The sequence below is a fragment of the Corynebacterium sp. ACRPZ genome, from assembly GCF_022346205.1.
Classification (GTDB): domain Bacteria; phylum Actinomycetota; class Actinomycetes; order Mycobacteriales; family Mycobacteriaceae; genus Corynebacterium; species Corynebacterium lehmanniae.
Genome location: NZ_JAKRMR010000009.1, coordinates 48,335 through 69,143 on the forward strand (window position 1 = coordinate 48,335; position 20,809 = coordinate 69,143).

At 62.3% G+C, this 20,809-nt stretch carries 16 protein-coding genes; all 16 read left to right on the forward strand.

Annotated features, from left to right (window positions below; translation table 11 throughout):
* Positions 1 to 294: 294 nt before the first annotated feature.
* Positions 295 to 1,761 (forward strand): DUF3375 domain-containing protein, encoded by a 1,467-nt coding sequence (locus MHX64_RS07490; protein WP_239307243.1) that lies wholly within the window; start codon positions 295 to 297, stop codon positions 1,759 to 1,761.
* Entirely contained in the window at positions 1,758 to 2,357 is a 600-nt protein-coding gene (locus tag MHX64_RS07495; protein WP_070843844.1) for a DUF4194 domain-containing protein, read from the forward strand. Before MHX64_RS07490 ends, MHX64_RS07495 begins: the two co-directional genes overlap by 4 nt.
* Complete coding sequence (locus MHX64_RS07500; RefSeq protein WP_239356544.1) at positions 2,354 to 5,641, forward strand: ATP-binding protein; 3,288 nt, start codon at positions 2,354 to 2,356, stop codon at positions 5,639 to 5,641. The genes MHX64_RS07495 and MHX64_RS07500 overlap by 4 nt, the downstream gene beginning before the upstream one ends.
* Positions 5,628 to 6,758 carry a DUF3322 domain-containing protein gene (locus tag MHX64_RS07505; RefSeq protein WP_239356543.1) on the forward strand — a complete coding sequence of 377 codons (1,131 nt, stop codon included), beginning with the start codon at positions 5,628 to 5,630 and terminating at the stop codon, positions 6,756 to 6,758. The genes MHX64_RS07500 and MHX64_RS07505 overlap by 14 nt, the downstream gene beginning before the upstream one ends.
* Positions 6,759 to 6,773: 15 nt before the next feature.
* Positions 6,774 to 7,907, forward strand: a complete 1,134-nt coding sequence (locus MHX64_RS07510; protein ID WP_239356541.1) for an ImmA/IrrE family metallo-endopeptidase — start codon at positions 6,774 to 6,776, stop codon at positions 7,905 to 7,907.
* A gap of 3 nt (positions 7,908 to 7,910) precedes the next feature.
* Positions 7,911 to 8,396, forward strand: a complete 486-nt coding sequence (locus tag MHX64_RS07515) for a DUF4411 family protein (protein WP_239356540.1) — start codon at positions 7,911 to 7,913, stop codon at positions 8,394 to 8,396.
* Between the two features lie 160 nt (positions 8,397 to 8,556).
* Positions 8,557 to 10,404 carry a DUF2075 domain-containing protein gene (locus MHX64_RS07520; protein ID WP_239356539.1) on the forward strand — a complete coding sequence of 616 codons (1,848 nt, stop codon included), beginning with the start codon at positions 8,557 to 8,559 and terminating at the stop codon, positions 10,402 to 10,404.
* A gap of 72 nt (positions 10,405 to 10,476) precedes the next feature.
* The gene (locus tag MHX64_RS07525) at positions 10,477 to 12,348 is read left to right on the forward strand and encodes a DNA/RNA helicase domain-containing protein (protein WP_239356538.1); all 1,872 of its coding nucleotides are present in this window, start codon (positions 10,477 to 10,479) and stop codon (positions 12,346 to 12,348) included.
* 284 nt (positions 12,349 to 12,632) lie between these two features.
* Positions 12,633 to 14,273 carry an IS21 family transposase gene (gene istA, locus MHX64_RS07530; protein ID WP_239356537.1) on the forward strand — a complete coding sequence of 547 codons (1,641 nt, stop codon included), beginning with the start codon at positions 12,633 to 12,635 and terminating at the stop codon, positions 14,271 to 14,273.
* A 3-nt stretch (positions 14,274 to 14,276) separates the two neighbouring features.
* Positions 14,277 to 15,044: an ATP-binding protein gene (locus MHX64_RS07535; RefSeq protein WP_070771239.1), complete on the forward strand. Its 768-nt coding sequence runs from the start codon at positions 14,277 to 14,279 to the stop codon at positions 15,042 to 15,044.
* A 233-nt stretch (positions 15,045 to 15,277) separates the two neighbouring features.
* On the forward strand, positions 15,278 to 16,234 hold the full coding sequence (locus MHX64_RS07540; protein WP_239356536.1) for a hypothetical protein: 957 nt from the start codon (positions 15,278 to 15,280) through the stop codon (positions 16,232 to 16,234).
* A gap of 272 nt (positions 16,235 to 16,506) precedes the next feature.
* Positions 16,507 to 17,049: a 3'-5' exonuclease gene (locus MHX64_RS07545; protein ID WP_239356535.1), complete on the forward strand. Its 543-nt coding sequence runs from the start codon at positions 16,507 to 16,509 to the stop codon at positions 17,047 to 17,049.
* A 351-nt stretch (positions 17,050 to 17,400) separates the two neighbouring features.
* Positions 17,401 to 18,483 carry a hypothetical protein gene (locus MHX64_RS07550; RefSeq protein WP_239356534.1) on the forward strand — a complete coding sequence of 361 codons (1,083 nt, stop codon included), beginning with the start codon at positions 17,401 to 17,403 and terminating at the stop codon, positions 18,481 to 18,483.
* A 296-nt stretch (positions 18,484 to 18,779) separates the two neighbouring features.
* Positions 18,780 to 19,037 carry a helix-turn-helix transcriptional regulator gene (locus tag MHX64_RS07555; protein ID WP_239356533.1) on the forward strand — a complete coding sequence of 86 codons (258 nt, stop codon included), beginning with the start codon at positions 18,780 to 18,782 and terminating at the stop codon, positions 19,035 to 19,037.
* Positions 19,034 to 20,191, forward strand: a complete 1,158-nt coding sequence (locus MHX64_RS07560; RefSeq protein ID WP_239356532.1) for a HipA domain-containing protein — start codon at positions 19,034 to 19,036, stop codon at positions 20,189 to 20,191. Before MHX64_RS07555 ends, MHX64_RS07560 begins: the two co-directional genes overlap by 4 nt.
* Before the next feature lie 257 nt (positions 20,192 to 20,448).
* On the forward strand, positions 20,449 to 20,712 hold the full coding sequence (locus tag MHX64_RS07565; RefSeq protein WP_239356530.1) for a hypothetical protein: 264 nt from the start codon (positions 20,449 to 20,451) through the stop codon (positions 20,710 to 20,712).
* Positions 20,713 to 20,809 lie beyond the last annotated feature (97 nt).

Here is a 20,809-nt window from a genome sequence, read left to right on the forward strand (position 1 = left end):
TATACTTAGACACGGAGAAATTCGAAGCGCGGCCCGCCACCTAAGAACACGAGGTGGCGGGCCACTCCTTTGTGCGGGTGTCCGCTTAAAAACGCCTAAGAATAGCGGAATCCCCTCCGCCTACTCGCACTCTAAATGGGGGGGTGGGTGAGTGCTCAACCGGTCTCGGGGGGGGATGGACCGTGGGCGGAGGGGCCCAAAAGCAAATATAGACTATCGGCCTTAACGTGTCTACATGTAGAGCGAAAAAGTTTCTCGGTGCAGGTGGGAGGGGGTTATGGGAAGATAGCCGGCATGACCATCCAGGCCCGGGCGCTGACGTATAAGCGTGAGAAGGAGCAGTCGGCCGCGATCCGCTTGTTGCACGCGGACAACGCCCCGGTGCTGCTGGCGGTCGTGGCGGAGCACTTCCCGCGCGGCGCTGAGGCGAGGCCGGCGGAGCAGCTCTACCAGCTCATGGCGGACGACTTTGCGGTGCTGCGCGGCACCTTCGAGCTGCCGAAAACACCCCAGGCGTACTGCAACGACTGGGTGAAGGCCGGGTGGCTCGTGCGCAAGTCCGGCACCAAGGAAACGGGCGAAACGCTTGAGCCGAGCGAGCAAGCGCTCACCGCCCTGCACATGATGGACCGGGTCAGTGCGCCGAGGTCGGCGGTGACGGCGAGCCGGGTGGCGTCGATAAGCAATGCCCTGCAAGCGCTCGCGCGGGACACGGACCCGGACATCGATTCGCGCCTGAAGCACCTCGAGGCCGAACGTGAGCGCATCGAGGCCGAGATTGCGCAGGTGGAGCGCGGTGAGTTTGAGCTGCCCTCCCCAGCGACTGTGCGCGAACGGGTGGGCGACATCCTGGGCCAGGCGAGTGCGATCCCCGGCGACTTCGCGCGCGTGCGGCACGAGCTGGAAACGCTGAATTCGCAGCTGCGCCGCCAGCTGTTGGACCCGGAGGGCTCGCGAGGCGACGTGCTGGACGAGATCTTCGCCGGCGTGGACCTGATCGGCGAATCCGACGCGGGCAGAAGTTTCAACGCGTTTTATTCGCTGGTGGTGGACCCGGAGCGCGGCGCGTGGCTGGACACGTGGATCGGGCAGGTGCTCGAGCGCGCCGACAACGCTGCGATGACGGCAGAAGAGCGCGCGCAATTCCGTACCCTGTTCCGCGACATGGAGGACGCCGGCTACGAGGTCAACCGCATGATGACGCGACTGGCCCGCAACCTGCGCAACTACGTGGCCAGCGAGCAGTTCGCCGAGGACCGCCGCATGATCGAGCTGTTGCGCGACACCCGCAAGCTCGCCGCCGACGCCGCGGAGCGCGAGGAGCTTTCGGCCACGCACAAGATGGACACACCCTTGCAGCGCATCGGCATGCAGATCGCCTCGGTGGCGCAGATCAAGCTCGCAGACCCCGGCGCGGAAGTCATCACAACCGAGGTAGAGGCCTTCGAGCCCGGAGAGGGCGACGCGGAGGCGCTCTACCAGGCGGTGCGCGAAAGCGAGATCGATTTGGAGGAGCTGATTGCGGCGGTGGGTGAGACGGTGGGGCGGGCCGGAGGGGCGTCGATAGGCAAGGTGCTCGAGCGCCACCCCGCCACCCAGGGCTTGGGGTCGGTGGTGGGCCTTGTGTACCTGGCCCTCAAGCACGGGGTGCGGCAAGACGGCAGCGAAGAGGTGCGCTTTGAGGAAGAGGATGGGAGCATTCGCTTAGCGACGGTCCCGCGGTGGCACTTCGACCCGGCAGCAGTAAAGGAGATGCAATGACGGAACCGCTGTGGACGGGCGACACAGGCACCCTGTCCGAGGAAACCCGGCGCGCACTGGTGGACCTGCTCAAAGGCCCGCTGATCACCGCTGACCGGAAGAAGGAGACGTGGCACGCCATCACCACCGACACGGAGGCGCTGCGCTCGCGGCTGCACGACGTGTTCTTGGAGCTGGTGGTGGACGAGGACGCCGGCATCGCGTTCACGCGCCACGTCCGCCCGGACAACGAGGACGTGAAGGTGCCGCCGGTGCTGCGCACGGAGGCGCTGACGCACCTGCAAACCGCGATTTTGCTGCAGCTGCGCCACGAGCTGGGCATGTCCACCCCGGGCGAGCGCGTCGTGGTGGGCGAAGACGAGCTGTACGGCGCAATCAGTTACGTCCGCGCGGTGGACAACCGGGACGAGTCCGGGTTTAAGAAGCGGTTCACCGCGGCGGTGAACACCATCCGCAAGTACAGCCTGCTCACCGACACGGAGACCGAGGGCCGCTGGGAGGTCTCCCCGGTGCTGCGCCACATCTTCGACGCGGACACCGTCCACGCGCTGCGCGAGGAGTACCTGCGCCTGGCCCAGGAAGGGGATAAGCAGTGACAGCACAATTCCGTCTGGCGCGCGTGCAGCTGGTCAACTGGGGCACGTTCGACGGCTACTACGACATCCCGGTCGGCGAGCGCGGGTTTTTGATCACCGGCGCGTCCGGCTCGGGCAAGTCAACGCTTATCGACGCCTTTTCCGCCGTGCTCGTCCCTCCCGGGAAACTGCGTTTCAACGCCGCGGCGCAGCAGGAAACGGGACGCGACAAGGGGCGCAGCCGCGTGTCCTACATCCGCGGCGCGTGGCGGCGCAGCGAGGACCCGGCCACCGGCGAGATCCGCAGCCAGTACCTGCGCTCCGGGGCGACCGCCAGCATCGTCGCGCTGACCTACCGCGCCGGCAGCGAGGTGCTCACGCTCGCCGCGATCTACCGCTTAAACGCGGGCCAGCAGCAGGAAGCGCAGGTGAAAACGCTCTACGGCATCTTCCCCAGCGAGGTGGACGTGGACGGGTTTGTGCCGCTGCTGCAGAACTCCCTGGACAAACGCAAGCTGGAGGCGAAGTACAAGACCGCCGGCGTGACGTTCACGGAGCAGTACTCCGTGTTTGCCAACCGCTTCCGTTCCAAGCTGGGCATCGGCAGCGAGGAAGCGCAGATGCTGCTGCACCGCACGCAGTCCGCGAAGTCCCTGTCCAGCATGGACGAGCTGTTCCGCAACTACATGCTGGACGTACCGGGCACGTTCCAGGTTGCGGAGGACGCCGTGGCCACGCATGAGGACCTGCGCCAGGCGTACGAGCGGCTCGAGGACGTGCACCAGCAGATTGAGACGCTCGCTCCCCTGCCGGGGCTGAACACCAAACTCAAGAATGCGCAGGCGACACAGGAGAACACCGCGGCGCTGTCTGCCGCCCTGCCCAACGTGCGGCGCGCGATTGAGGCGAAGCAGCTGCGCGAGCGTATCGACGTCAGCTCCGCCCAACTCGCCGCCCTCGAAGTGCAGGCGCAATCCCTTTCTGCGAGGAAGGAAGTCCAGCAGGAGGCGGTGCAGCGCGCCGCGGTGCAGCGGGAGCAGGTGGCCGGGCAGAGCCTGGGCGAGATCGAGCGCAACATCGCCCGCGAGGAACACCAACTTTCTGTACGGAGCGCGAAGCTGCGCGAACTGGCGGCCCTGGTGCAGCTGGACGGGGCGTTGGATACCGAGCGCTTCGCGGAGCTGAAGGCCCAGGCATCGGCGGAGCTGGCGGCCGCGCCGGAGCAGGAAGAACGCCTGCGCGAAGAGTGGTTCAAGGCCCGAAGCGAACACGAGAGGCTTGCTGGCGCGGAGGCGTCGGTGGGGGCGGAGTTGGCGTCGTTAGGCAACCGCTCCTCCAACATTGACCAGCGCTACGTGGAGGTGCGCGCGCAGCTGTGCGCGGATACCGGGCTGACGGTGCGCGAGCTGCCGTATGTGGGCGAGCTTATCGACGTGCTGCCCGAGCAGGCCGAGTGGGAACCCGTGATCCAGCGCCTGCTCGGCGGGTTTGCCGCGACCCTTTTGGTGCCGGCGGAGCGCGAGCGCGAGGTGAGCAGCTGGGTCAACGGGCGGCACCTCGGGATGCGGCTCGAGTACCGCACCGTGCCCGAGGGCGTGGAAGTGCCGCGCGGGCCGAGGAACCCGCTGAGCCTGTTCCATAAGGTGCGCGTGGTGGAGCACCCGATGCGCCCGTGGCTGATGCGCATGCTGGCCAGCACCTTCGACTACGCCCTGGTACGCACCGTGGACGAGCTGGAGCGGCAAGACCAGCGCGCGGCCACCATCGACGGGTTGGAGCGCAACCCGGCCGATAAGACCGGCTCCGCCCGGTACGTGAAGAACGACCGGCTGCGTCTGGGCGAGCGGCGCAACTACCGCCTCGGCTCATCCAACCACGCAAAGGTGGAGGCGCTGCGCGCGGAGCTTGCGGAGGCGAAACGCGCAACGACGGCGGCGGGCAACCGTCTGGCGGAGGTGCGGCGCAAACAGGAGACGCTGGCCAGCGACGTGGCAAAGGCGCGGGATATTGCCGCCATGGAGTGGGCCAGCGTGGACACCGCGAGCGTCGAGGAGCAGTTGGCGGGCCTGCGCGCGGAGCTTGAGCGGCTCACCTCCTCCCCCGAAGCCAAGGAGCTGGAGCGGGCGTGGCGTGAGGCCGTCGATACGTTGAAGGCCACTGAGCAGGAGTTGCGCGGCGTGCGCGACGAGCTCGCGGTGGCCAAGCGGGCGCTGCAGGACGACCAGGCGCGGCTGAAGCGGATCGAGGCGGAGCACGTGGAGGTGGATCCCGGTCTCTCGGCGGAATTGGAGGCGATGCTGGCGGCCACCACGCGCCGCCTGACTCCGGAGAACTTGAGCGACAGCGCTTTCAAGGTCACCGCGCAGCTGGACGCACAGGCGAAGCAGGCGGCGAAGACGATCACGGAGTCCAGCAACGCCGTCGTGAACATCCTGTCCAACTACAAGTCCCAGTGGTCGGCCGAGTCTGCGGAACTGCAGGCCACGGCCGATTTCGCCGGCGAGGCCATCGCGCGGTTGGAGATGCTGCGCTCGGACCGCCTGCCGGAGTTCCGCGGCCGCTTCCTGGACCTGCTCAACGGCCAGTCCGTGATGCACCTGAACACGATCTACAAGGAGCTGCAGCGCGCGAAGGGCGACATTGAGACCAACCTGGGCCCCATCAACGCGTCGCTGCGCCGCTCCCCCTACACCGAGGGGCGCTACCTGCAGATTGAGGTCCGCGACAACCGCGACCGCGTCGTGCGTGATTTCCTGCAGGACCTGCGCGAGGCGACCGCCGGTAGCTTGAGCGAGGCAGACGAGAAGACCGCCATCGAGCGCTACCACCGCCTGGCCAAGATCATGGACCGCCTCGGCTCCTCCGAGCGCGCGGACCGCAGTTGGCGCACCGTCGTGCTGGACACCCGCAGGCATGTGAAGTTCGTGGGCAACGAGGTGGACGCCGACGGCACGGTGCACAACACGCACGTGGATTCCGCGTCCTTGTCCGGCGGCCAGGCGCAGAAGCTCGTGTTCTTCTGCCTCGCCGCGGCGCTGCGTTACCGCCTTGCGGGCGTGGACGCGGACGTGCCCCGCTACGCCACCGTGGTGCTCGACGAGGCCTTCGACCGCGCCGACCCCGTGTTCACCCGCACCGCCATGGACGTGTTTGAAAGCTTCGGTTTCCACATGGTGCTGGCCACGCCGATGAAGCTGATCAAGACCCTCTCCCCTTACGTCGACGGCACCATCGTGGTCCACTACACCGAGGACCCCGTCGCGCGTTCCACCTTCGAGCTCATTGATACCCATGCGCCTGCCTGACCAGCTGCCCGTCAAGTTCAACATGGAGCTTTTGCTTCTCGACGAACCTTCGGCCGTCTCCGTTCCCCTACATCCCCCAACACGCGCGCAGGTGCTTGCCGACGAGACCGGTGCCCGCGAGTTCGTCCGCGCCTGGCAAGCCTGGGAGCCAGCCGAGGAAGTGGAGTGGGCCACTCGGACCTGGGCGGGACTGGGCAAACAGGACGTGCCTGTGCGCGTGACGTTGTCCGGGTGGGACCGCGTGGCTGAGGTGGCCGGGCGCGCCGGGGAGGTTGCGCTGGCCCGCGAGCGATTTGCGGTGTTGGTTGGGTTGTTCCCGGATTGGCCGGAGTTCCGGGAGCGGGCGGCGCACTTGTGGTCGTCGTGGCTGGTGTTGTCGGAAGACTACTTCACCCGCCTGTGCCTCGCTCTGCGATGGTTTCACGTGAAACCTTCCTCGGGCCTGCGCGCCCGCGCCGTGCCGATCGAGGGCCTGGACACGAAGTGGATCGCGGCCCACCGCGGCCTGCTGCAGCGCCTGCTCGGGGTGTCTGACCTGGGACTTGCCGAAGGCGACCGGCTGATGCGCGTGCGGTTCTTGGATGGAGCGCTGGCGCCCGCGCCCGGGTTGGTCGACATGACGGTGCCGTTCGGGTCGTTGGACTTGCCGGACGGTCTGGTGTTGATCGTGGTGGAGAACAAGGAGACGTTCCTGGCACTCCCCCAGGCCCCCGAAGGCTCGGGTGCGGTGCTGGTGTGGGGCTCCGGGTACACCGCAGGCGCGCTGCCGGAGCTGCCGTGGGTGCGCGAGGCGCGCCGGGTGCTGTACTGGGGCGACGCGGATGCGGACGGTTACGCCATTCTGAACGCGCTTCGGTCGCGTTTGGCTTCCGACGGCGCCTCCGTCCCCGTTGTCAGTGTGTCCATGGACGTGGACACGGTGGAGCGCTTCCTGCACCTCGCCGTGGCCGACCCCGGCGACACAACCCGGGTGCTCCCCCACCTCACCGACGACGAGGAACGCGCCCGCCGGTTCCTGGTCGCCTCCGGTGCGAAGCGTCTGGAGCAGGAGCGCGTGTCGTTGGAGTGGGCGTTGGCGATGCCGGAGTTCGCGGCGGTGTGGGGTGTCGACGGCTAGGTTAAACTCCCAGCCATGAGTGCTGTCCGGGTCAATATCCAGCCCCACATGCTTGCGTGGGCGCTGGAAAGCACTGGCCTGCCGGAAGCAGAATTGGAGAAGCGATTCCCCAAGCTTCCACAGTGGCACTCGGGTGAGACTCGCCCAACGCTGAAGCAGGCGAGGGAGCTCGCGAAGCTCGCTCGCATTCCTTTCGGCCGCTTGCTGTTGGATGAGCCGTCGGGTGAGCGAGTGGGAGTGACGGACTTTCGGACCGTCGGGAACAAGGCGATGGGCACCGTGAGTGCCGATTTGCGGGAGACTATCCGCTCGAGTCAGAACAGGCTCGCTTGGTACGCCGATTTTGCTGCTGAGGAGGGTATCGCCCCGCCGACGATGTATGCCTCGGCCACGATCGAGCAGCATCCGGCTGAAACGGCAGAGCGAACCAGGGAGCTTCTTGGTATCGAGAGAGGCAAACCACTCCCGGGAAGCGACAAAGTAGCCGAGCTCGCTGCTGCCATGGAAGAAGACGGAATCCTGGTGGCGAGAAACTCGATCGTCGGGAACACAACTTCGAGGGGGCTCAGCGTCGGCGAGTTCCGAGGTTTCACGATCGAAGACGGCGGCTACGTCTTGGTGTTTGTTAACACCGCGGATGCCAAAACTGCCCAGTTGTTCAGCTTGGCCCACGAATTGGGCCACGTTGTTCTTGGGCGCACCGGTATCTCTGATCACTCTGAGCATGCGGACGTCGAGCGTTGGTGCAACCGGTTCGCTGCTGCGGTGATCGCTCCGGCGGAGGCGGTGGAACGTCTCTACGCTGACGCGGACTTGCTGGATGCAGTAAACCGGCTTTCGCAGCGCTTCGGTCTGAGCCGGGAAGCGATGCTCTGGCGGCTAGTTGAGCTGGACTTCACCTCGCGCGAAGAGGCTGCGAACGTGGTTGGAATACTCAAAGGAAGCTCGTCTGAACAGCGAGAAAGCAGTGGCGCTCCTCCGTTTCACGTATTGGTGCGCTCGCGCGTCGGCGGCCGTTTCTTCGACACGGTTACTCGCGCCTGGAGCCATGGGCAGATTACGGGAAGAGACGCGGCACGGTACCTCGGTGCTAGTAGTTATGCCTCGCTATCTAAGCTCGCAGCGATGCAGCACGGGAAAGCGGTGTGATCCGTGTATCTCGTCGATACAAATTTCCTAGGCCAGATGGCGTCAGTGTATCCGCAGGATGTTTTTCCATCGCTGTGGACGGAGTTGGAGACGAGCCTCTTCTCGCCTGAAATCTATTTCCACGTGGAGGTCCACCAAGAAATGAGAAGGTGGGCCCACCCAACGCTGAATTGGTACCTGAACCATCTGCAGTCATTCCAGATTCTTCACCCGGACGAAGAGGAGGTTGACGCATATACAGAGGTCACTGACTGGGCGGTAAATAAACGAGTGCCTGGTTACAGCCAAGCTGCGACGGACGAGTTCGTTGACATTGCAGATGCTTGGCTTGTGGCCTCCGCTTATCGTCATGGCGCAACGCTAGTTACGAACGAGGTTCCGGCGCCGCAAGGAACGAGAAAGGTAAAGATCCCAGATGCGGCGGCTGCGTTCAATGTGCCTTGCATCAACACGCTCGAGTTTCTTCGAGAGCTCAAGGTCAGCGTGTAGATGCAATGACGCGCCGTTGAAGTCCCTTCGTTTGTAGAAGAGAACTTCGACGGCGCAGATACTGCTACCCTCGCTTACATAACCGCGACCCCGACAGGCTTCTTTCCCGCTGGTCAGATAGGCCTCCACGTCGCACGATTTGTCGTGTACGGAGGCTGCCATGGCGGGTTTGCGCCTGAACGCTCGGGAGTTCATGCGGGTCGCAGACGACCCCGATTCGCTGGTGGAAACAATGCTGCAGCAGTACATGAGCGACTACCAGACCGCCGTCGGGGAATCAGAACAACGCTCGTGGCGCAACAGCTTGCCGGCGCTCGCGGAGGATCTGGCAGCGGCTGGTCTAGACGCGGTCGATGTCCTGCTGGAGTACGCGCTTCCACTCACGTCGCAGCGCGCCGACGTCATCCTGGCCGGCACTCACCCGGAAACAGGGAATCCGTCCTTCGTCGTCGTAGAGCTGAAGCAGTGGACCGCGGCAGAACCCTTCGAGGGCGACGACGCGCTCGTTTCCGTGACGGGTCTTCCAGAACCGGTGCTCCACCCCGCGCGTCAGGTGGACGGGTACCGGCGCTACCTCACCAACTACCTGGTCAACCTTCACGACCACGAGGACTGGGTCGACGCGGTGGCGTACCTGCACGGTGCGGAAAGCGACCAGGGGCTGGTCGGGATTCTCAGGGGTGGGGATGTGCCGGTGTTTACCGGAGGACGTCGAGAAGCATTGCGCTCCTACTTGAAGGAACGGCTGAGCGGTGGCGGCAGTGCGGAGGTGCTGCTGGGGTCGGCTGTGCGGCCGTCGACAAAGCTCATGCAGGTCGCCGCGGACGAGGTGCGCGACCGCGAGCAGTTCATCTTGCTGGGCGACCAGCAGCTCGCGGTGGACATGATCAGGCACGAAGTACACCGGGCGGGCACCAAGAAGCGGGTCATCGTGGTGTCCGGCGGCCCGGGCAGCGGCAAGTCCGCGATCGCGCTATCCGCGCTGGGCGAGCTGGCCAGGGAAGGCAAAACGGTGCTGCATGCGACCGGGTCTAGGTCGTTCACGCAGACCATGCGCAAAGTCGCGGGACACCGGAGTAGGGACACGCAGAGCCTGTTCAAGTACTTCAATTCCTTCACCAAAGCGCTGCCGGATGAGATCGACGTACTGATCGCGGACGAGGCGCACCGCATTCGGCAGACCTCGAACAACCGCTTCACCAGGGCCGCGGACCGAAGCGACCGCCTGCAGATCGACGAGCTCATCTCCGCCGCCCGCGTGCCAGTTTTTCTTCTCGACGACCACCAGGTCGTGCGCAAAGGCGAGCTCGGCTCCGTCCGCGAGATCGAAGCGTTCGCCCGCGCGCAAGGTCTCGAGGTCGTGCGTATTGAACTGGACGAGCAGTTTCGGTGCGGCGGGTCCGCGGCGTATGTGGACTGGGTGGAGCAGATACTCGGGCTTAACGACGGCGTTCCGTTTGAAGCCGCACTCCCAGACGACGACCCGTTGGTGGTGGAGGTCGTCGATTCGCCGTGGGAGCTGGAGCGCTGCCTGCGAGAGCGCAACGACAATGGCTATACAGCCCGCATCTCCGCCGGCTACTGCTGGCAATGGTCCGACGCAAAACGGGACGGGTTGGTCGACGACGTGGTGATCGGCGACTGGGCCCGGCCGTGGAACAACAAGGAAGACCGCCGTGTCGGCACCGCTCCCCCGTCGGCGTTGTGGGCGACGCAAGAGGGCGGCTTCGACCAGGTTGGCTGCGTGTACACCGCCCAGGGCTTCGAATTTGATTGGGCGGGCGTGATCATCGGTCCGGACCTGGTGTGGAGAGACGGGCGTTTCGAAACTGTCCGCTCTGCAAACAAGGACCCGCACTTCCGCAACCCAAAGACGGTGCCGGACGAGGATTTCGATCTTCTGGTGCGCCACGTGTACAAAGTGCTGCTAACACGCGGGATGATCGGTACCATTTTGTATTCTCCGGACGCGCAGACCCGCGAGGCCCTGCGCGCCCTGTTGAACTAGTTCCCTTTCGGGCCCAACGGACTTCCCGCCGGACATGTCCTCACCCCGCGTTACGCAGATGAGGCATGCCCCGTGGACGCTTTTCCCAAGCCGTTTATCCAACGAGTCCGGTACGACGACCAATTCGCTGTCAGCTTAGAGACGGCCTACGGTGAGCGCGCCGAAGACGAGCGCGCAGACTGGATCACCCACCAGCTGAACTACCCCACCGTCTACGTGGTGCGCAGCCGCCGCGAGTTCGAGCATGGTTTCCGGTACAAGGTGTACGTCGGTGAAACCAACGACATCAAGAAGCGCACCCGCCAGCACCTCTATCAGGACCCCAAGACGCGTGAAGACTGGCGTGAGTTCCTCGGTGCCTCCGACGTGGAGATGTACGTGATCGGACATCCGTACTTCAACAAGTCCCTCACCCTCGACGTGGAAAACCGGTTCTTGCACTACCTGGAATCGTGCAAGTCCGTGGAACGCCGCAACAACCGGCGCACCAATGAGCAGCGGGACTACTTCACCTTCGAGCACCTGGACCGGCTTTTCGACGAGGTGTGGCAGGAGCTGCACCGAGTCGAGCCCGACCTCTTCGAGTCGAAGGAGGCGATCACGTCCTCCGCGATTTTCAAGGCGTCCCCGTTCCAGAAGCTGAACGAGGAGCAGCTCAACGCGCAGAATCAGATCTTCGAGGCGGTCAACAACGCGCTGGAGGGCGGTGTCGGCGACGACCCGCTGGATCATAAGCTGATTCTGGTTTCCGGCGAGGCCGGCTCCGGAAAAACTGTGCTGATCAGCAGCATCTTCAACGGCATCATGATGGGTGTGGAAGACGAGGACGAACGCTTCCGTGCCCTGGCTGCCGGTCTCGATCTGGACGGCACGGGCATCGACGGGTACTTGGTTTCCGGGCACAAGAATGACGGCGGTCAGCTGGCGGTGTACAAGGAGATCATCAAGAAGGCGGGTATCCCCGACTCCCGCAAACGCGGCGACCGCGAGCGGGTGTACAGCCCCACCCAGTTCATCAACCGCTTCTCTCCCGACGACCCAGCGGACGTTGTGCTCATCGACGAAGCCCACCTTCTGCTCACGCAGAAAGCCCTTGGATACTTCCACGACCAGCCGCAGATTGAGGCGATCCTGGACCGAGCGAAGGTGGTCGTCGCGGTGTACGACCCGAAGCAAACCCTGGAGACGCCGCAGCATTGGGAGACGCCGGTCGAGGACTACTTCGCCGACCGCATGGCCCAGCCACCGATCCGGCTGACCAACCAGATGCGTCTGAACGCGGACACACAGACTATCGACTGGATCCGCGCCTTCGTGGACGACGGCGTGATCCTGCCGGTCCACACGGATTCAAAGGGTTATGACCTGCGCATTTTCGATAACCCACGCAGTTTGGATGAAGCGATCCGGGAGAAGGACTCCGCGGTTGAGAACAACCTCTCCCGCCTTATTGCCACCTACGACTGGCCGTACAGCGCGGCGAAGAAGAACGAGGCGGACGCCGACGGTTGGTGGTACGTCAACGTGGACCACGAGACCGGCAACCTGCGTCGGCCGTGGAACCTCCAACTGCGCGAAGAGCGCAAGGAACGGCGCATCGCTTACCGCAAGGCGTGGTCCGAAACCCCGTCCACGATCGGCGAGATCGGCTCCACCTACACAATCCAGGGCTTCGACTTGAACTACGCGGGAGTTATTCTCGGGCCTTCTGTGAAGTACCGCGACGGGCGCGTCGTGTTCGACCCGTCCGAGTCCGCACACAAGAAGGCGGTGCAAAACCGCGTGCTCGCGGACGGTTCACGCGAATCCTTTGGTGAGACTCTGCTGCAGAACGAGCTCAACGTGCTGATGACCCGCGGCACCAAGGGCATGTTTATCTACGCGGTGGATGAGCAGCTACGGGAGGCGTTGTTGGGGGCGCAACGAACTTCAGCAGCGGAGTAGGTGAACAAAAGCTCTATGTACCAACCGGCAAGCTGAGCTAACTGACGATTAGGGAAGATCATCTCTATTCGTATCGCTTACATTGGCCTGTCTACTTTCTGGCAGAGCCCACCATAAGCAAGCGTTACACCATGCTAGGGGACGCAACCTGTTACGCGGTCGTATCTAGTAACACCGTGGTGAGTATCGAGTAACGCATTGGTGAGCATCCAGTAACAGTCCGGGGGAGGATTCTGGTGACCGCGTGACTTCAGGGCACGCGGCGTTACCAGAGGAGTCTGATTGTGACTGACTACCGGGCGGTAATGGATCAAGTGCTCAAAGGCTGGTCTGTCCGCCAAATCTGTTCGAGTCTGCGGTGCTCGCACACCACGGTGCAAAAAGCACGCGATGCGCTGGTGGAACACAACATCACAACCCGTGAGCAACTTCGTGGGGTTGCGGATCATGAGCTGGTGGACTGGTTCGTCGACGGGCGCAGCCATGCTCAGGGCGATTTCGTCCCGATCGATTTCGACGCTGTCGCCAAGGCACGCACCGGGCGCAACAAGGTGACCCTGCAGGTACTGTGGGGCCGCTACACCGCACAGCCTGCGGACCCAGGCCAGCGGTATTACAGCTACGAGCGGTTTCGCCAGCTTGTGGCCCAACACGTTGATGCAGCTGGGCTGACCGCCAGGATCACCCATGCCCCAGGCCATACGATGCAGGTGGACTGGGCAGGCACAAAGATGCGGCTGTGTGACCCCACCGGCGGGCAAGGATCGAAGGTCAGTATCTTTGTCGCCTCGCTGCCGTATTCAGGCATGGTGTTCGCCTGCGCGTGCGCGGATGAGCGCCAGGACGCATGGCTTGCAGCTCATATCCGCGCGTTTGAGTACTTCGGCGGGGTTGCCGAGGTCATCGTGCCAGATAACGCCTCGACAGCCTCGAACGCGATTAGTGCCGCGGACAAAAATCGTCGGGTCAACTCCACCTACGAGGAGTTTTTGGAGCACTACAACACCGCCGCATTGCCGGCTCGGGCGAAACGACCCAAAGACAAGGCCAGCGTCGAAGCCGCAGTCAAGATCGTCACCCAAAACGTCATCCACGCACTCGATGGCCACCAGTGCGTCGGGATAGACGAGCTCAACGCGAAAATCACCGCCCTGGTCGATGGGATCAACGCTGCCACGCCGTTTCGCGGCAATGCGACGAGCAGACGCGCATTGTTTGATCAGTTCGAACGCGACGTGCTCACCGCGCTGCCTGCAACACCGTGGCAGCGCACCGAATGGAAACGCGCCAAAGTCGCACCCAATTTCCACATCAGAGTGCACAACGCGCATTACTCGGTACCGCACCAGCTGGTGGGCCGCACCGTGGATGTGCGCATCACCGGTGACAGTCTCGCCGTCTTCGACGCCGGGCAGCGTGTGGCCAGACACCAACTCGCGCGTGCCCGCGGGGTGTATGTCACCGACACCGACCACATACCGGCGAACCTGGGTGATACCCGTGGGTTGTGGACAAGTGAGTACTTCCTGCGCGAAGCCTCCAAGATCGGGCCGGCCACCCGCCAGGTAATTGCCGAGCTCATCGAAGCTAAAGCGATCCCTGCCCAGGCGTACCAAGCGTGCCGCAACGTGCTCAACATGGGCAAACACGCCAACAAGCCAATCCTCGAAGAAGCCTGCAGACGTTTGGTGTCCACCGACGGCAGAAGGCGTGCTGTGTCGTATACCGCGGTGAAAAACATGATGGCCGCCGTGCGCAAAGACACCTCCACACGACCTACAGGTGCTGACCTGCCAATCGATCAATTAACCGGCAGACCCGCTGACGGTGCGCCTGCCCCGACAGCGCGTGACACCCGCGGCGCCTACCTCGGTGGTGCTGCCCAGTTCAGCCCCGAAAACCTCACCAAGAAAGGATCTGCATAACCCATGCCCCACCCGCAACCAGCATCATCATCCGCCCGCTTCCTCGACGAATCAGTCCTGCCGATCTTTACCGATCTACGCATGACCGCCTTCGGACAAAGCGTCATCGACATCGCCGCCGATCCCGCATTCGACGACTGGAGCTTCTCCGACAAAGTGCTCTACGCACTCGATAAAGAGGTAGCGGCCAAGCGTGAGAGGCGAGTCAACAAACTGCTCAAAGCATCCCGATCGCCAAATCCCGATGCTTGTATCGAAGACATCACCTACACGCCCGGCCGCACCATTAACAAAGAGCAAATCACCCGACTCGCTCACTGCCAATGGTGCCAAAGCGCACAAAACATTGTCATCCTGGGCAAATCCTCCGTCGGCAAAACCTACCTCGCCCAAGCACTACTCACCGCGGCGTGCAGAAATGACTACTCCGCACGCTTCTTCCGCACCGACACACTCGCCAACCACCTCGCCGTGCTCAAACACGACGACCCAGCCCGCATCACGTTCCTCGAAGACCTACACAACACAGACGTGTTAGTCCTCGACGACTTCCTCACCACCCCAATCGATGCCGCCACCGCACACCAACTGCTCAATATCCTCGCAGAACGCGAACCCCGCGGATCGACCATCGTGACATCCCAGTTCACACCCGACGAGTGGTACAAATCCATCCCCGACGCCGTCATCGCCGAGTCAATACTCAACCGACTCGTCGCCGGCGCCGAAATCATCACACTCGAAGGCACCAACATGCGACTGACCCAATAACCCCCGCTACCAACCTAAACGCCCGGGTGTTACTCGATACTCACCCGGGCGTTACCCGAAACTCACCACACCGTTACTAAACACGTGGTCTAAACACGCAACCCTCGTGATCTTGATTGATGCAGTTGAAAGGGCCACGACTTCAGCCGTGAAACTAATTTCAAAAAAAATACGCCGTGCGGACCAATTGTGGTTATCTTTAAAAGTCCTTTAGTTTGATCTAGGAGATTCATATGAAACGGCTGGCACCCCTAGCTGCATTGATGGTCATGGTGACCTCTGCCTCAATTGCCACCCCGGCGAACGCGGCAGACCTCACCCACGCTGAGCTTTACTCGCCGAAAATCTCGAACATGGGTTGCCTCGACGCTGGCCCCGCAGACTCGTTCTGCTTTGTGCTCTCTGGCCAGGGCCCTGAGTTTTATGATATGCAGATTTTGGAGTTCAACCCGCCGTACCCCGTCGAGTATGAAAAGGAAACTATCGAGGGATTTCGCCACACCATTGATGTGAGGCTCCAGCCGAAGAAGATCTATCCGGCGCATTTTGAAGTGCCGATCAAAATCCGGGTTACCTATAACGATGGAACCTCGGAGATTGTCGTGGGTGCTTTGCCGATCAAGCCACTTGCGACGCTAGTGTCAGGTGCGCCGATCGCCCCTGCCACCTCGGCTAAGCCAACCCGAGCCGTTACCAAGACTGTGACCGCAACTGCACCCGCACGTACTGTGACGGAAACGGCGACTTTGACGAAGAGCGTTGAGGTGCCTGGTGGCACGTCGACGGTGACTGTTACCTCTACCCCGGCTGCGGCGACTGTCACCAAGTCACAGACGGTAACAAAAAAGCTCGAGCCGTCTGGCGATGCGTCGACGGTGACTGTTACCTCTACCCCGGCTGCGACGACCGTCACCAAGACACAGACAGTAACAAAGGCGGGTACCCCAGCGAATTCCACGACTGTAACTGTCACCGAGCCTCCGGTGACTACCACGGTGAATGCTGCTCCGGAGACCGTGAAGGTCACAGAAACCAAAACCGTCAGTGCTGCAGCTAATCCAGAGAACGGCTCCAGCATGAGCGCTGGGGCTATCACTGGCATTATTTTTGCGCTTCTTGCTGTACTTGGTGCTGGCGCATTCGCACTTCAGAACGGACTACCTGGAAGCGGAGCAAGTTTCCTTCCGTAGCTATTGTCCTTGCAACAACACGGACTGAACCTAAGAGGTCTAAAATCACGTTGCGAACAGATTTCGGGGTGACGTGGTTTTTCCTGCCGATCTAGCGTGGCAAATCCAGCTCCACGTGAGCGTCTCGCGCTCAGCGTATAACTTCACGGCCGATAGCGTCGCCACGGTGTCTTCCCTCCCCGTCCACGCATTGAAGCTCGGTTTCGTCGCTCGCACGTGCTCCCCTCGACACGAACCTGGATTACGCGCTTCGCATCCTGGTCGGCGGCGACATGGAGTTCCTTGACGGCGAGGGCGAAGTCGACTCTGTTGGCGGGTACCGCTCCGTGCGCACTGGACCAGCGCCGATGATTGTGACCGCGGCGTCGGAGGACGAGGAGTTCGCGGTTGCGGCGGCGTTGATTGACGGCTGGCTGGAGGAAGCCGAGCGTGCGGCCGAAGAGGGGCTGCGTAGGGAAGTGCGCGTCGGCGTGATGTGCCGCACCCGCGGACAGCTCTCCCGCGTGGTCTCCGGTCTTGCGGACCACGGCATCGACGCCGTCCAGACCAAAAACGCCGAGTTAGCCTCCCACGAGCAGGTTTCCGTGATGACCATGCACGGCGCCAAGGGCATGGAGTTCACCCACGTGATCCTCATGGGCGTGGGCAAGGAGATTATGCCGCTGCGCTTCCGCCTGAAGAACCTGTCCGAGGAAGACGCCCGCGCCGCTCTGCAGCGCGAGCGTTCGCTGCTGTACGTAGCGGCCTCGCGTGCCCGCGACGCGCTGGTGGTGACCACGGTCGGCGAGCGGTCGGAGCTGCTGCCGGCGGGGTAGGAGAATCGAAATATGGCTAATCCGCGCAGGCAGAAGAACTTTCGGCGAACGCAATCACAGCGGCAGCTTAGGCGGAATAAGGCGCAAGAAGACCGCCTCCCTTCTGAAGAGTTCAGCAGAAATGACCTCGCGAGAATGGAGGCGCAAGCTCGGCGGATGATGGAACGAAACCGGAGATCGTTCGACGAGTGACCTTGGCGGGTCATGCAGGTTGAGCGAGGCGAGCAGCCCCGCTTAATCGTTGTTGAATGTTAAACATCCTGAGGGGCGCCCACGGTCTAAAGTTTTGACAGTCGTTCTTAAGCTCCCGTGGAGGTTTCTCAAATGAATAAACGTGTCTTGGCGCCCGCAATGGCGATCGCGATCGCGATCGCTGCCGGCTCCGTTGTTGCTGTCGGTAATGCCGATGCGAAGGAAATGACTGCCGCCGAACTGTATGAGCCGACGATCGGCAATGTGTACAACCTCGGTCCGGACGAAAAAAGGACCTACTTGGTTTATGGCGACGGCGGACGGTTGGTTTCGATCGATCTCAACTTGTTCGAGTCTCCTTATCCCGGTTTGAAGATGGAGCGAGACACTTCTCCGTATGTTTCTCCTGACGTGATCAAGCTGCGTCTTGAGGGTGGAAAGATTTACCCCGAGCAGTTCGATGTCCTAACTGGCGTGACCGTTCACTACGATGACGGTTCCAGCGAATACGTCGAAGGGTTCTTTACGGTTCATCCACTTAAGTCGCTTGTCGCTGGTGAGCCCGCAGAACCAAAGAAGCCTACAACTACCCCGCGCGCCACTGTCAGTGTCACCGTGACTGAGACAACCACGTCCACGGAGTACTTCCCAGAGCCGTACCCTGAACCGTACCCAGTCTATGAAACCGAGACTGCAACGGTTACGGAGACTGAGACCGAGTACTACCCGGAACCGTACCCGGTTTACGAAACCGAGACTGCAACGGTCACGAAGACCGAAACATCAAGGGTGACGACTACATCCACGGAATATTTCCCGGAGCCGTACCCAGACCCGTACCCGGTCTATGAAACCGAGACCGTCACCGAGACGGAGACGGTTATCGAGACCCTGACTGAAGCTGTGCAAGCGCCAGCTGAGCCGGTAACTGTTACCACTACAGCGGTCGCAGCACCGGTCACTGTGACTGAAGTTGCTGCGCCGATCACGAAGGTGGCGACGGTTACTGCGACGCCTAAGGCTGTCACCGCTACGGCCACTACGACGGTAAAGGTGACCGAGACAAAGGAGGCGAAGGTAACCGAGACTGTGACGAAGACGGCCTCCGCCGACAATGGATCGTCTCTGGGCACCGGTGGAGTCATCGCAATCGTGCTCGGCCTGCTTGCGGCTCTAGGGGCCGGAGCTTTTGCATTGTCAGGCGGTCTCCCTCCCCAGCTGGCAAATACACTGCCGTTCTAGACGGGGAAGTCTCGACTCGTGCGCAAGGGAGTCGCTTGAAAACTTCCTTGCGGACTCCGCATTGCGGACAATTGGGTGCGCACCAACTGTTTGCGGTTGGTAACCTTTGGTGCGTAGATAGGCGGATGGCTGTGCGTGTGCGACCGCGACCACCCTGCGAGCTTGCCCTCGGCGGAACGAACGCGCCGATCTGATGTGAAACATCGCAAAACTGAGGGTGCGTGCGTCCAATTCGGATCGAACGCACCGAAATGCACTGTTTTGCGCTAAACTCACGTCCTATTGGAACAGATTCGGTGCGAACGTTCCGTAATACGATCGGCGAGGAGGCGTGGCGCGTGGACATTGAGGCACTCGGCAGTTTTGTGCGCGCTCAGCGCAAGGAGCGGAGGCTGACCCAACTGGAGGTCGCGGAGCTTGCGGACGTGTCGGATCGGTTCCTCCGGGAGCTGGAGCATGGCAAGCCGACGGCGGAGATCGGCAAGGTGATCGAGGTGCTTGCGGTTCTCGGTTACGACCTCGAACCTGTTGTGCACAAGGGTGATCTGCTGTGACGTCCCCGGTTGTTGCAGCAGACGTGTACGTGGGCGAGGAACTGGCCGGCCACTTCACCACCCATGCCGATGGCCGCACGGAGTTCGACTACGTGGAGGGCGCCACGAAGGCTGTGGCCTCAACGCTGCCGATCAGTGGCGCGCCCTATGTCACCTCGGCAGGTGCGCTCCCGCCGTTTTTCGCCAACCTGCTGCCTGAGGGCAGGCGGCTCTCCACGTTGAAGCGTTCGGTCAAGGCGTCGTTCGACGATGAGCTAGCCCTCCTCGTCGCTGTCGGTTCCGACACGGTCGGCGATGTCAGCGTCGTTGCGCACGGCAAGCCGCTCGCGCCCTCCCCCGCCGTGATCGATTTGTCTGGCCCGCTCGATTTCTCGGCGGCCATCACCGACGCCGGAATCGCGGATCCCATTGCCGTTCCCGGCGTGCAGGACAAGGCATCGGCACGCACCATTGCGGCCCCAGTTCGCGGCCGCAGCACCGAATGCATTCTCAAGGTGTCCCCGCCCGAGTACCCGAAGCTTGTGGAGAATGAGGCCGAGTGCTTCGCCATCGCAGCCGCCGCCAAGTACCCGCTCGCTGAAACGCAATTGCTTATCGACGCCTCCGGTCGCCCCGGACTCCTCATCACCCGCTTCGACCGGTTAGACGGTACCCGGCTCCACGTCGAAGACGCTGCGCAGGTCATGGGCCTGTACCCGAGCGCGAAGTACAGCCCAGCAATGGAGGAGGTGGCGGAGGCGTTGATGGGCGTGAGTGCGTCGCCAAGCTTGACTGCCCGATCAATCGCCTTCCAAGTCGCCCTTGCCTGGCTGACCGGAAACGGCGACCTCCACGCGAAGAATTTGTCGTTGATCTGGAGGGGCCGCAGGGCCGAGATGTCCCCTATCTACGACATTCCATCAACGGTGCCCTACGGGGATTCCACGATGGCGCTGTCCGTGCAGGGGCGCAAGGACAACATCAGCGGCAAGGCGTTCCGGGCATTCTGCACGGAGATCGGATTGACGGTGAACGCAACCGAGCGCGTTATGGCCCAAGCCCTGCGGGTAACCGATGGTGCCGCGGAGCGGATCGTGGCCGCGGCCGATTTCGATCCGCGCCGGGCGCGTGACCTCAGGAGGGTGCTGGATCGACGGAGGAAGTTGTGGGGCTGACCTTTGGTGCGTCGTATGATCTTCGGCATGAGCACCTCCATCAATCTCTCCTCGAATATTCTCGAGGCAGCCAAGGTGGCGGCTGAAAAAGAGCGACCTCACATTAGACGCGTATGTCGAACAAGCCGTCCGTCATGCGCTAGGGAGGGCTGGGGAGTCAACGCAGGCTAGTGCTCCCGTTGAGCTACCAGCGTTCGATTGCGGTGGGGCGCCATTGATCGATCTCGATGACAAGAATGTTCTGTGGAAGGTTCTCGATGATCAAGAAACCTCTATCGACTGACCAGGCGATTGTAGCCATCGAGACGATCATGCGGTCTTCTAGCGCCGTCTTGATTCATGGGTCAAGCTTGAGTTGGGAGATCTTTTCGGAGCTCACGCGCAGCTACCACTTTCACGCTGCTGATATTCCCGATGCATGGATTGCTGCGAACGTCATTGCAGAGGAGGCAACTCTAGTGAGCGATGACAAAGGTTTTGCGAGGTTCGGTGACCTCGATTGGGTGACTGTCTCCAGTTAAATCTTGCGGATTCCGCATTGCGGACAATTGGGTCCGCACCAACTGTTTGGGGTTGGCAACCTTCGGTGCGTCGATAGGCGGATGTCCACTGAAATGA